The sequence below is a fragment of the Cellulophaga lytica DSM 7489 genome (assembly GCF_000190595.1).
Classification (GTDB): Bacteria; Bacteroidota; Bacteroidia; order Flavobacteriales; family Flavobacteriaceae; genus Cellulophaga; species Cellulophaga lytica.
The window spans coordinates 3,440,670-3,453,544 of the sequence record NC_015167.1 but is presented as its reverse complement, the minus strand read 5'-3'; the positions used below and the strand labels follow the sequence as shown (position 1 = coordinate 3,453,544).

At 32.1% G+C, this 12,875-nt stretch carries 14 protein-coding genes; 6 read left to right on the top strand and 8 right to left on the bottom strand.

Features of this window, described 5'->3' with window-relative positions:
• Positions 1-62: 62 nt before the first annotated feature.
• Complete coding sequence (locus CELLY_RS15220; protein WP_013622590.1) at positions 63-536, top strand: ankyrin repeat domain-containing protein; 474 nt, start codon at positions 63-65, stop codon at positions 534-536.
• Between the two features lie 142 nt (positions 537-678).
• Here CELLY_RS15220 and CELLY_RS15215 read toward each other — a convergent pair whose 3' ends face one another.
• From CELLY_RS15215 to CELLY_RS15195, 5 genes are all read right to left on the bottom strand, one after another.
• Entirely contained in the window at positions 679-936 is a 258-nt protein-coding gene (locus tag CELLY_RS15215) for a DUF6952 family protein (protein ID WP_013622589.1), read from the bottom strand.
• Entirely contained in the window at positions 917-1,231 is a 315-nt protein-coding gene (locus tag CELLY_RS15210) for a thioredoxin family protein (RefSeq protein WP_013622588.1), read from the bottom strand. The genes CELLY_RS15215 and CELLY_RS15210 overlap by 20 nt, the downstream gene beginning before the upstream one ends.
• A gap of 7 nt (positions 1,232-1,238) precedes the next feature.
• A complete protein-coding gene (locus CELLY_RS15205) occupies positions 1,239-1,883 on the bottom strand; it encodes a peroxiredoxin (protein ID WP_013622587.1) in 645 nt (214 codons plus the stop codon).
• 118 nt (positions 1,884-2,001) lie between these two features.
• Entirely contained in the window at positions 2,002-3,669 is a 1,668-nt protein-coding gene (locus CELLY_RS15200; protein WP_013622586.1) for a Na+/H+ antiporter NhaC family protein, read from the bottom strand.
• Between the two features lie 84 nt (positions 3,670-3,753).
• Entirely contained in the window at positions 3,754-4,956 is a 1,203-nt protein-coding gene (locus CELLY_RS15195; RefSeq protein ID WP_013622585.1) for an aminotransferase class I/II-fold pyridoxal phosphate-dependent enzyme, read from the bottom strand.
• Positions 4,957-5,114: 158 nt separating this feature from the next.
• On the opposite strand from CELLY_RS15195, the gene CELLY_RS15190 reads away from it, so the two are divergent.
• Positions 5,115-5,582 (top strand): Lrp/AsnC family transcriptional regulator, encoded by a 468-nt coding sequence (locus tag CELLY_RS15190; RefSeq protein ID WP_013622584.1) that lies wholly within the window; start codon positions 5,115-5,117, stop codon positions 5,580-5,582.
• 119 nt (positions 5,583-5,701) lie between these two features.
• Positions 5,702-7,102 (top strand): dihydrolipoyl dehydrogenase, encoded by a 1,401-nt coding sequence (gene lpdA / locus CELLY_RS15185; protein WP_034646639.1) that lies wholly within the window; start codon positions 5,702-5,704, stop codon positions 7,100-7,102.
• 54 nt (positions 7,103-7,156) lie between these two features.
• Here lpdA and thiD read toward each other — a convergent pair whose 3' ends face one another.
• The 3 genes from thiD to CELLY_RS15170 form a co-directional block, all read right to left on the bottom strand.
• The gene (gene thiD, locus CELLY_RS15180) at positions 7,157-7,975 is read right to left on the bottom strand and encodes a bifunctional hydroxymethylpyrimidine kinase/phosphomethylpyrimidine kinase (protein ID WP_013622582.1); all 819 of its coding nucleotides are present in this window, start codon (positions 7,973-7,975) and stop codon (positions 7,157-7,159) included.
• A 143-nt stretch (positions 7,976-8,118) separates the two neighbouring features.
• A complete protein-coding gene (locus tag CELLY_RS15175; RefSeq protein WP_013622581.1) occupies positions 8,119-8,349 on the bottom strand; it encodes a CDGSH iron-sulfur domain-containing protein in 231 nt (76 codons plus the stop codon).
• Positions 8,350-8,407: 58 nt separating this feature from the next.
• On the bottom strand, positions 8,408-9,526 hold the full coding sequence (locus CELLY_RS15170) for a heparan-alpha-glucosaminide N-acetyltransferase domain-containing protein (RefSeq protein WP_013622580.1): 1,119 nt from the start codon (positions 9,524-9,526) through the stop codon (positions 8,408-8,410).
• 123 nt (positions 9,527-9,649) lie between these two features.
• Here CELLY_RS15170 and CELLY_RS15165 point away from each other — a divergent pair, with 123 nt between their 5' ends.
• The 3 genes from CELLY_RS15165 to tilS are packed head-to-tail and all read left to right on the top strand — an operon-like array spanning position 9,650 to position 12,819.
• A complete protein-coding gene (locus tag CELLY_RS15165; RefSeq protein ID WP_013622579.1) occupies positions 9,650-10,180 on the top strand; it encodes an NADPH-dependent FMN reductase in 531 nt (176 codons plus the stop codon).
• A 9-nt stretch (positions 10,181-10,189) separates the two neighbouring features.
• Entirely contained in the window at positions 10,190-11,494 is a 1,305-nt protein-coding gene (gene pabB, locus CELLY_RS15160; protein WP_013622578.1) for an aminodeoxychorismate synthase component I, read from the top strand.
• A gap of 20 nt (positions 11,495-11,514) precedes the next feature.
• Complete coding sequence (tilS, locus tag CELLY_RS15155) at positions 11,515-12,819, top strand: tRNA lysidine(34) synthetase TilS (RefSeq protein ID WP_013622577.1); 1,305 nt, start codon at positions 11,515-11,517, stop codon at positions 12,817-12,819.
• Positions 12,820-12,875 lie beyond the last annotated feature (56 nt).

Below are 12,875 nucleotides of genomic sequence, written 5' to 3'. Positions count from 1 at the left end.
AAAATAAAATTGTTTAATTTGGGATAAGCATTAGTGCTTATCCCTTTTTTTATAGCTATAAAATGACAGAAACAACAACAGCATTTTTTAATGCAATACGAGAAGAGAATACAGAAGAAGTAACAAAAATGTTAAAAGAGAACCCAGAATTAGTATCTGTAAAAGATACACGTGGTTCTACACCTTTAATTTTAGCAACTTATTATAACTATTTAGATATAGCTAAGGTTTTATTAGATAACAACGCACCAATAGATGATAAGGATGCCTCTGGTAATACGGCTTTAATGGGAGTGTGTTTTAAAGGTTTTGATGCAATTGCAGCATATTTAATTGAAAAAGGGGCAGATGTAAATGCTGTAAATTTATCTGGAGCTACACCTTTAATTTACGCAGCTACATTTAACAGACAATCTATTATTAAAATGTTATTAGATAAAAATGCAGATAAAACTGTAGCAGACCAAAGAGGAAACACAGCTTTAGATCATGCAAAAATGCAAGGTTTAAGTGATTTAGAATCGCTTTTAGTATAAAAGTTAAAGCAATAAATATAAAAACCTCTAAAGTTTTACTTTGGAGGTTTTTTTGTTGCATTTAAGCAAGTCTATGAAAAAGAAAAAGCCACAATTCTAATTAAAGAATAGTGGCTTTTATTATGGAACAGTATGTACTGTTTTATTTATCTATAGAACCTAATACACGTTTCATAAACCCGTTTAATGCTTCTTTTTCTGGTACACCTTCTTTAATAGATTTTTGTACCTCAATAGCACCATACATATTAGAAATTAGTTCTCCAATAACATCTAGCTCTTCATCTTTAAGAGAAGAAACTTCTGTTAATGCCTCTAAGGTTTCAATTGTTTCAAGAACGTAATCTTCATCGTTCTCTTTTATAAAACCTGTAAGGTGTTTAATTACTGGCAATTTCATGTACTAATTCTTTTAAAACATCATATTTATTAGTCTGTGTCTGGTTTTTAATACTTCCGTTTTCAAAAGTTGCAAACGTAGGTAAATTGTCTACATTGGCTAATTTTCTAGATTCCGGAAATTTTTCAGCATCAGCTAAAATAAATGTAATGTCTTCGTTAGCGGCAGCCTCTTTTTTAAATTTAGGCTTCATTATTCTACAGTTTCCACACCATGTAGCAGAGTATTGTACAACCACTTTTTTGTGCTCAGCAATTAATTCTGCTAAATTGTCGTTTTCTAGTTCTAGTAACATACTAAAATTAGTTTACGTTAGATGCTAAATATTCTGCAGTACCTTTAGCGTTAGCTTGCATAGCTTCTTTACCTTCTTCCCAGTTTGCAGGACAAACTTCACCTTTTTCTTGTACGTGAGTGTAAGCGTCTACTAAACGTAAAAACTCATTTACATTTCTTCCTAGAGGCATATGGTTTATTCCTTCATGAAAAACAGTACCTTCTTCATCAATTAAGTAAGTAGCTCTGTAAGTAACATTATCACCATCTACAGTAACAACACCAGTTTCATCATTATAAGTTTCGTTAGAAATATCTAAGATACCTAATGTAGAAGCTAAGTTTCTGTTGCTATCTGCTAAAATTGGGTAAGTAACACCTTCTATACCACCATTATCTTTTGGAGTATTTAACCAAGCAAAGTGTACTTCTGGAGTATCACAAGAAGCTCCAATTACTATTGTGTTTCTTTTTTCAAATTCTGCTAATGCTGATTGAAAAGCGTGTAATTCCGTTGGACATACAAAAGTAAAATCTTTAGGGTACCAGAATAATAATACTTTTTTATTATTGTTCTTAGCTTCTTCCAAAATATTTAATTTGAAAGTATCACCCATTTCATTCATTGCGTTAACAGTTAAATCTGGGAATTTTTTTCCTACAAAAGCCATTTATTTTTTATTTAAGGTTATACATTTTGTTACTGCAAATATAACCTACAAATATGCTTTTTTAGATTAATAAAATTTTAATTCTTTATAGAAGAATAAAGATTCTTTATGTTAAAATTTATTTAGCGCGTAACTGTCTAATTTTTACGTTTAATGCAGCAAATAATAATGTAGTAAACGGACTTAACCAGTTAAACATAGCGTAAATAAAATACTCACCAACCCCAACGCCTAAAACACTAGATTGGTAAGCTCCGCAGGTGTTCCACGGTATTAATACAGAGGTTACTGTACCAGAATCTTCTAAGGTTCTACTTAAGTTTTCGGGAGCAAGGCCTTTGTCTTCGTAAGCTTTTTTAAACATTTTACCAGGAATAACAATAGCTAAATATTGGTCACTAGCAATTGCATTTAATCCTAAGCAACTAGCAACAGTACTAGCAAATAGTCCAAATGTAGATTTTGCTACAGATAAAAGTGCTTTAGTAATTCTTGACAAGGCTCCAATACCATCCATAATACCTCCAAAAACCATTGCGCAACAAATAAGTAAAATTGTCCATAGCATACCATTAATACCACCAGCACTAAATAGTTTGCGTAGTCTTTTTTTGGTAATTAATTTGTCTAGGTTATCTGCTATGTTTGCTAAACTTGTTTTGTCTGTAGTGCTATTGGTAAAAACAGCAGCTAAATCTTTTTTAGTGTAAATGCCTTCTACATCATCTTCAGTAAAAACATTAGACAAATCATTATGTTCCTTAATAATAGCTAATTCTTCTGCAGATAATTTAGCAAGCTCTTCACTGTTATCAATACTCACATTGGTATCTGTTAAAACAGCTGTAACAATAGCATTTGTTTTAGAATCTGCTAACCTATCTAACAATTTTGGCTGAAAAACAAAAGCAAAAACAATAGCTAAAACAACACCAGATAGTAATGCTAATAAAGGTTTTGTTTTAAGTAGTATTAAAGCAACAACAACAACAACAGGTACAATAAATAATAAAGGGGTAATTGTAAAGTTAGCATCTATTGTGTTTAAAATAAAAGCAACATCTGTAGTTCCGTTTGTGTCTATATTAGCACTTAAAACACTAAAAAATATAAGTGTTACAATTAAAGTAGGTACTGTAGTTATGGTCATGTATTTAATATGCGTAAACAAATCTGTACCAGCCATAGCAGGAGCTAGGTTTGTTGTGTCACTTAAAGGAGACATTTTATCTCCAAAATAAGCTCCAGAGATTACAGCACCAGCAATCATTCCTGGGTTAATACCTAAGGCAGACCCAATACCAACTAAAGCAATACCAACGGTTGCAGAAGTGGTCCAGCTACTACCAGTAGCTATAGATATTATTGCAGCTATAATTACAGATGCAGGTAAAAATATACTAGGGTTTAAAACTTGCAAGCCATAATAGACCATAGCCGGTATAATACCACTAACTAGCCAAGTACCAGCCAATGCACCAACCAATACCAGTATAACTAGAGGAATAAAAACACTTTTTATGTTTTCCCAAACTTCTTTACCCATTGTAGCAAAAGATGTCTTATTGTAAAGACCTACAATTGCAGCAACAGCACCACCAATTAAAAGTATAATTTGATTGGTGTATACACCAAACCATTCTTGTCCGTCTACAAAAAAAATGTTGTAGGCTAAAAGCGACATTAATATGATAACCGGAATTAAAGCTTCAAAGAAATTTAATTCTTTATTTTCTACAATATGCTCATTTTTAGGGTCTGAGGTGCTTAAATTTTGGTTTTGCATTAAATTGAGTTAGTTAATTACCTTGTAATATTACAATTTTGGTGTGTTTCTTGCAAGTTTTATATCTTTTAGATAGTGGTTAAATTATGATAAAATACCCAAGTCTATCATACACTTTCTCATCATATTATAGGTTCTGTTAATATCATTGTCTAAACCAACAGATAGTCTAATTAATCCGTTAGACAATCCCATTTTTTCTTGTTCTTCCATAGGTATTTCTGAAGAGGTAGATGTGCCAGGAGCGCTAAAAAGTGTTTTGTAAAAGCCTAAACTAACTGCTAAATACCCTAAGTTACGTTCTTGCATAAGCTTCATTAATGCATTTGCTTTGTCTAAAGAGCCCACGTCTAATGTCATAATACCACCAAAACCATATTCTGCAACCATTTGTTGTTTCATTTTAAAATGACTAGGGTGTGATGCTAGCCCAGGGTATACAACACGTAAACCATCTTTTTCAAAGTTCTGAGATAAGTACAATGCATTTTCACTATGCTTTTTTATTCTGATGTGTAGCGTTCTCATATTTTTTAAAATAGATGCAGCTCTGTAGCTATCTAAAGTGCTACCTAAAAGCATTGCAGCACCATTATTTACATCTTTTAAACTGGCACAAAAATCTGTAGTACCACAAACAACACCAGCAACAGTATCACTAGTACCGTTAATAAACTTGGTTAAACTATGTATTACAATATTAGCGCCTAACTTGGCCGGAAGAATAGATAATGGGGAAAACGTATTATCTACAACAAGCGGTATATTATGTTTTTTTGCTAATGCAGCCAATGCCTTAATATCAGCTATTTCTAACAATGGATTACTAACAGCCTCACAGTAAATCATTTTTGTTTTAGGTGTAATTGCATTTTCAACAGCATCTATAGTAGTAATGTCTACAAAAGATGTATCTACATTAAACTTTTGTACAAAGTTTTTTAAAAAAGCATAGGTTCCACCATAAATGGTTCTACTACTCACTAAATGGTCACCTGCATTGCAAAGTTGCAATATAACAGATGTTATAGCGCCCATTCCGCTAGCATAAACATTAGCATTTTCTGTACCTTCTAAAGCAGCTAAAGCTTCAGCTAAATAAAGGTTAGAGGGTGAGGAGTGTCTGCTGTACAGGTAGCAGCCTTCTGTGTTGCCATCAAAAGTATCAGACATCGTTTTGGCAGATATAAATGTATAGGTAGATGAGTCTGATATAGATGGGTTAACGCCTCCAAATTCTCCAAAATATTGTAGGTCTAGTATATTGTCTGAAGCCTTGTAATCCATAATAGTATAGTTTAGGTGATTAATAATGGATTAAATGTATTTTTTAGTAGTTAGATTGTCAATATATTTTAAAATTTGATTTAAATAAAACTAAATAATATGCTTATAATAGATTTAAATTCTATTTTTAATCATAATTACTTTAATCTTAAGAAAAAATGGCAAGTTTTGATGAAACAGATATTAAGTTGTTGGCACTTTTGCAAAACGACTGTAAAAAAACAACTAAAGAATATGCATTGCACTTAAATTTGTCTGTTACTGCTGTTTATGAGCGTATTAAGCGTTTAGAGCGCACAGGTATTATTACAAAATATGTAGCTTTAGTTGATAAAAAAACAGTAAAACGTTCTTTTGTAGTGCTCTGTCATATTAAATTAATACAGCATTCTAAAGAGTTTTTAATGCAATTTGAAAAAGAGGTGCAAAAGTTAAAAGAAGTAGGAGAATGTTACCATGTTAGTGGAGATTACGATTACATTTTAAAAGTATACGTAGAAAATATGGAGGCTTTTAGAGATTTTATGGTAACTAAGCTAACAGTATTAAACCACATTGGTAGTACGCAAAGTTCTTTTGTAATAAATGAAGTTAAACATACTACAGCTATAGAAGTTGGCGTTTAGCATATGTGTTTTTACATAGTAAACGCTAAAAATTTGTTATAATAAAAATAGGAATGTATTATAATTTCCTATCCACAAAAAATAGTGCTAATTTTACAACTTTAATCAAAGAAAAATATATGAATTCATATGATGTTGCCGTAATAGGCTCAGGTCCTGGAGGGTATGTTGCAGCTATACGTTGCGCACAATTAGGAATGAAAACAGCAATAATAGAGAAATATTCAACTTTAGGTGGTACATGTTTAAATGTAGGCTGTATTCCTTCTAAGGCGTTGTTAGACTCTTCTCATCATTATGAAGATGCCGTAAAGCATTTTGAAGAGCATGGAATTGATATTCCTGGCGAAATTAAAATCAATTTAGAGAAAATGATTTCTCGTAAGCAAGCCGTTGTAGACCAAACTACTGGTGGAGTTGATTTTTTAATGAAAAAAAATAATATTGATGTTTACGTAGGTACTGGTTCTTTTAAAGACGCTACACACATTTCTATAGCTGGTGAAGAAACTACAGAAATTGAAGCTAAACATACAATTATAGCAACTGGTAGTAAACCATCTACCTTGCCTTTTATTAAGTTAGATAAAGAGCGTGTTATAACTTCTACAGAAGCTTTAAAACTTAAAGAAGTGCCAAAACACCTTATTATTATTGGTGGTGGAGTTATTGGTTTGGAGTTAGGGCAAGTATACAAAAGATTAGGAGCAGAAGTATCTGTTGTTGAGTATATGGACCGTATTGTACCAACTATGGATAAAGGCGTGTCTAAAGAATTAAACAAAGTTTTAAAGAAACAGAAGTTTAAAATGAACTTGTCTCACAAGGTAAAATCTGTAGAGCGTAAAGGAGATGAAGTTATAGTTAAAGCAGATAATAAAAAAGGCGAAGAAGTTACTTTTACAGGAGATTACTGTTTGGTAGCTGTTGGTCGTCATGCATATACAGATGGTTTAAATGCAGAAGCTGCTGGTGTAAAGTTAACAGACAGAGGTTTGGTAGATGTTAATGAGCATTTACAAACTAATGTTTCTAATATTTATGCTATTGGTGATGTGGTTAAAGGTGCTATGTTAGCACATAAAGCAGAAGAAGAAGGTACATTTGTTGCAGAAACTATTGCGGGTCAAAAACCACATATTAATTACAACTTAATTCCTGGTGTAGTATACACTTGGCCAGAGGTTGCTGCTGTTGGTAAAACAGAAGAGGAATTAAAAGAAGCTGGTGTTGAGTATAAAGTTGGTCAGTTTCCTATGCGAGCTTTAGGTAGATCTAGAGCTAGTATGGATTTAGACGGATTTGTAAAAGTACTTGCAGATAAAAATACAGACGAAATTTTAGGTGTACATATGGTTGGTGCACGTGCTGCAGATATGATTGCTGAAGCTGTTGTTGCTATGGAGTACAGAGCTAGTGCAGAAGATGTATCTAGAATGTCTCATGCGCACCCAACATTTACAGAAGCTATTAAAGAGGCTGCTTTGGCGGCTACAGGAGATAGAGCTTTACACGTTTAAGGTTTCTATTTTATAAATTTTAAAAAGGCTGCTCACTAGAGCAGCCTTTTTTATTTAATACAGTTTGTAAAAATGATTTACTGGTCCGTTACCTTGACCAAGTTCTTTTCGTTTACCAGCAACAATAGCCTGGTGTGTATATGTTATTCCTTTTTGTACAGCATCTTTAAGTGTGCAGCCCAAAACTATATGCGTTGCTATGGCAGAAGATAAGGTGCAACCTGTACCGTGTGTGTTTTTTGTATCTATTTGTGTTTTAGAAAAATTATGCAAGCTATCTGTATCATACACATATAAAACATCCATTAAAGAGGTACAGTTTTCTAAATGTCCGCCTTTAAGTAAAACAGATGTTTTATAGGTTTTTCCTATTTTTTTAGCCATTTCTGGCATATTTTCAGGAGAAATAGTATCAATATTTAATAAAACTAGAGCTTCTGGTATATTAGGTGTTATTAATGTAGCCATTGGTAAAAGTAATTTTAAGGCTTCCAAGGCAGAATTATCCAGTAAATTATGACCAGATGATGCTACCATAACAGGATCTAAAACTACTGGTATATTGTTATATGCCCTTAAGGAGTCTGTTACAGTTTTTATAATTTGGGTAGATTGTAACATTCCTATTTTAATAGCTCCAATATTAATATCAGTTAATACTGCAGCTATTTGGTTTTTAATTTCAACTGTTGGTATTGGATAAATAGCGTTTACCCCAAGTGTATTTTGTGCTGTAATAGCTGTTATTGCTGTTGTAGCAAAACCGCCGTTAGCGCTAATGCTTTTTATATCTGCTTGTATACCGGCACAACCGCCAGAGTCGCTACCAGCAATTGCCAATACAGCATTGTAAATGGTTGTAGTGTTTTTCATTTGTAATGTTAATGTCTGTTTGCAAATCTATGTAATTTGTAGATTTTGCGCTATACTGTTTTGTATTAACATACGTACAAAACCTAAAAAAAGTCCTTATGAATTTTACATAAGGACTTTTAGTATTGATGCTGTGTAGGTTACTACTTGTGAGATCCGTCACAAAAAGGAGGATTACTAGTTAATTTACACGTACACATATTGTACGTTTTTGTTTCTTCTACAGAAAAACGCATAGATGGTGTTGCGTTATGTGCTTTATGAGAACCATCACAAAATGGTTGGTTGCTACTGTGTGCACAAGTACACCAGCCGTAATTTTTATCTTTTTCTAATTCTACCTTTATTGGTGAGTATTTTTTTTCGTTGCTCATTTTATAGTTATTTGGCCGTAAACATAGCGCAAAACTAAGCATCAAAAAATAGCAAATGTCAATTTTTAGCTAGTCTAAATAGCTTTAAGGCTCCAAACTTTATCTTCTGCAGTGTAGCTTTTATTTTATCTTCATAAGTATCATACAATAAAGCTAAATAAGTACAACTAATCATAAATAAAATAGCTCCAATTATGGCTGTTGCTGGGTGTAAAGAATATTTTAAGTAGTGGTAAATTCCAAGTCCAGTAAAACTACCATATAAAATAATAAAATGTATAACGTAAATGGCTAAGGTGTTTTGCCCTATCCTTAAAACAACTTTATTGGTTAAAAAAGAGCGCAACATCATAAATAAAGAAAAAATAATAAGCACGTCTCCAAGCCTAATAAATAAGTAGTTGTTAGTGTATACTGCATATAAAAAGTTATTGCCTGTAACATCACAAATAAATGCAAACAATGGTGATGATCCAAAAATTAAAAACAACCCTAAAGTTGTACAAATAAGTATAGCATTTAGGTATAAATGCTTGTGGTTTTTGAATTTGGTAAATAACATAGCCATAAACGCACCAAAAGTAGCATACCCAAACCAAGGAATAATGGTAAATACAGAACCGTATAGTTTGGTAATATAATTTGCTATGGCTTTAGGTAAATAGGTGTGTGGTAGTTTATCATAACTAGGTTCATATAAAAATAATAGTAATGTTATGCTAAGTAAAATAGTAGCAAACACAATTGGTTTAGTTTTACTGGTAAGCAAATACAATGCTATAATACCTAAAATAGAAAAGCCTATACAATGCAATACATCTACATAATAAAAAGAGTCGTACAGCTCTGCAAAAAGCACGCTAAACAGGTTCATTCTAAGTAAATAACCTATTAAAATTAGTTGTAGTCCACGTTTAATTCCTTTTTTAACACGCGGATTTTTTAAACCAATTTTATCTCCTTTAACCAGCAAATATGTAAATATAAAACCGGATACAGTAAAGAAAACAGGAGCTGTCATTCCTCTAAAATAGCTCCAAATAGCATAAGGTAAAATGGTTTTGTCTCGGTATTCAAAATCTAATAATCCGTCTATAAAATGACCTTGTAACATCATTAAAATAGCCCAAGCACGCATAGCGTCTATAAAGTATAATCTATTGGTTTTCTTCTCCATTGGTGGTTATAAAAAAGCTATGTGCTTGTTTTACAGTTGGTTTTATTATTTTCGTCTGCAAAATTAGCTAAAATGCTCGCAAATGATTGTTATTTACGGTATTTTCGTTAAAAACTATTTAAAATGAGTAATATTTTAGCTTTTGCCGGAAGTAATAGTAGCACATCTATAAACTATAAATTAGCAACATTTACTGCTAGTGTTTTAGGTGATAACGCAGTTACGTTGTTAGATATGTCTAAGGTTAACATTCCTATGTATAGTGAAGATGCAGAAAAAAATGATGGTTTTTCTACAGAACTAAAAAATGTAAATAGCGCAATTGCAAGTGCAGATGCTTTAGTAATAGCAGTAAATGAGCACAATAGTGGGTTGTCTTCTTTTTTTAAAAATTTAATAGACTGGCTTTCTAGGCTAGATCGTAATTTTTTAGAAGGTAAAAAAGTACTTTTACTTTCAACCTCTCCTGGTAAAAGAGGCGCAATTAGTGCAATGGAACAAGCAAAAGGCGTATTGCCACGCTTTGGAGCAGAAATAGTTGCTAGCTTTTCGTTGCCTTCTTTTTATGATAATTTTAAAGAAGATGTTTTTGTAGCATCTAATTTAAAGACCGAATACCAGGCAGTTGTAGATCAATTTTTAGCTAAATTATAAACCATACCATTGCGCAAATCTTTTTCTTTTACGGTTGATGATGTTCAGGTATTTAAAAACCAATTACTTGTTTGGAGTCAGCAATTTTACGAGGTTGTTTGGTTAGACAGTAACTTGCATGAAAACAAATACAGTTCTTTTGACGGAATGTTGGCTGTAGATGCATTAACGGCCTTGTCTACAGACAGTTTTAATGCTTTTGACGATTTAAAAACTTACCAAACAGAAACCAAAGATTGGATTTTTGGTTATTTAACGTACGACTTAAAGAATACCACAGAGCAATTAAAATCTGCAAATTTTGATGGACTGCATTTTCCTGAATTGTACTTTTTTCAGCCTAAAAAAATAATACAATTACAAGGGAATACTGCTCATTTTTTATATTTAAATATGGTTGATGATGAGCTACAATCAGATTACGAAGAAATTACCAAAATCAACCTAAAAGCAGAACAAAAACAAGAAGAAAAGAACATACATATTAAAATGAGAATCTTTAAGGACGATTATTTTAATAGAGTAGGTAAAATGCTTCAAAAAATACACAGAGGAGATATATATGAAGCCAATTTTTGCCAAGAGTTTTATGCAGAAAACACTGCTATTAATCCGTTAGAAACTTACTTGCAATTAAATAAAATATCTAAAGCACCATTTTCTGTTTTCTTTAAATTAAATGATAAATATTTAGCTTCTGCATCACCAGAGCGTTATATAAAAAAAGAAGGTACAAAGGTAATTTCTCAGCCAATTAAGGGAACTTCAAAAAGATCTGCTAACAAAATTGAAGACAAAAATTTACGGATTAATTTAGGCAAAGATGAAAAAGAACGTGCAGAAAATATAATGATTGTAGACTTGGTACGTAATGATTTGTCTAAGAGTGCTGTGAAAGGAAGTGTGCAAGTAGAAGAATTATGCAAGGTATACACTTACAATCAAGTACATCAAATGATTTCAACTATTACTTCAACTGTTAAAGATGATAAAAATGTAGTAGATATTATAAAAGAGACTTTTCCTATGGGGAGTATGACCGGTGCTCCTAAGGTCTCTGCAATGCAAATTATAGAAGAGTTAGAAGCTACAAAAAGAGGCTTGTACAGTGGTACCGTTGGGTATATTACACCAGAGCAAGATTTTGATTTTAATGTAGTTATACGTAGTATTTTGTATAATGCCACTGAAAAATACGTGTCGTTTTCTGTTGGTGGTGCTATAACAGCAAAAGCCAGTCCAGAAAAGGAGTATGAGGAGTGCTTACTTAAGGCAAAAGCAATGAGACAGGTTTTAGAAGGTAAAATATCTTAAACTTTAGTTACATTTGTAACGTGCTAAAAGAATTTAAAAATCATATTAAAGCCCATTTTCCACTGTTACTGCAACGCCCGTTTTTGGTAGCTTGTAGCGGTGGTGTAGATAGTGTTGTGTTAGCACATTTGTGTGCAGCATTGCAGTTAGATTTTTCTATAGCGCATTGTAACTTTAAATTGCGTGATGCAGCTAGTGATGCAGATGAAGAATTTGTTCGTCAACTGGCACTACAATTACAAAAAAAAATATACGTAACTAATTTTAATACAGTTGGTTATGTTGCTAAAAATAAGGTTTCTATTCAAATGGCAGCAAGAGACTTAAGGTATTCTTGGTTTGCTAAATTAGTTAAAGAAAATAATCTAGAAACCGTGTTAACTGGCCATCAAGCAGATGATAATTTAGAAACCTTTTTAATTAATTTATCTCGTGGTACTGGTGTAGGTGGTTTGTTGGGTATACCATCAAAAACTAGTGCATTAGCTAGGCCATTATTGCCTTTTACTCGTGATGAGATAGAAGATTTTGCTAAGCAAAACAATATTAAGTGGCGAGAAGATAAAAGCAATAAAGAAACCAAATATTTAAGAAACAGAATAAGACATAAAATTGTACCAGAATTAAAAGAATTGCATCCAACATTTTTACAGAATTTTAATAATACACAAGCCTATTTGCAAGAAACTTCTGTTTTAGCGGAGGATTACATTAAACTTCTTAAAAATAAATTATTTGTACGTAAAAATGGCGTTATAGAGGTTTCTGTTTCTAAATTATTAACCTACAAACCCTTAAAAACCTATTTGTATGCATTGTTTAGTAGCTATGGGTTTACAGAATGGCAAGATGTTGCTAATTTACTTACGGCAATGAGCGGTAAACAAGTTTTGTCTAGAACACATAGGTTGGTTAAAAACAGAGAAAATTTACTATTACAGGAGCTTAAAGAGGCAAATTCTGATGTGTATTTGGTGAACAAAGACCAAGAAACTATAAGTTATCCTATAAAATTGCATTTTCAAAATGTATCTGAAATAGGAATTACCAATGACACCACTATTTATGTAGATAAGTCTAAATTAAAGTTTCCTTTAGTTTTGCGTAAACGTGAAGAAGGAGATGTTTTTTATCCTTTTGGACAAAATGGTAAAAAAAAGCTTAGTAAATTTTATAAAGACATTAAATTAAGCGTTGTAGCAAAAGAAGAGCAGTGGTTACTATGCTCGGAGTCTAACATAGTTTGGGTAGTTGGCAAACGTGCAGACAATAGGTTTAAAGTTAATACTGATTACGCTAATATTCTTAAAATCAGTATTTTGTAGTAGTGATGTTCTTTTTTTAAATTATAGCCGTAAAATAGGTTTTCTTTTTTAAAATT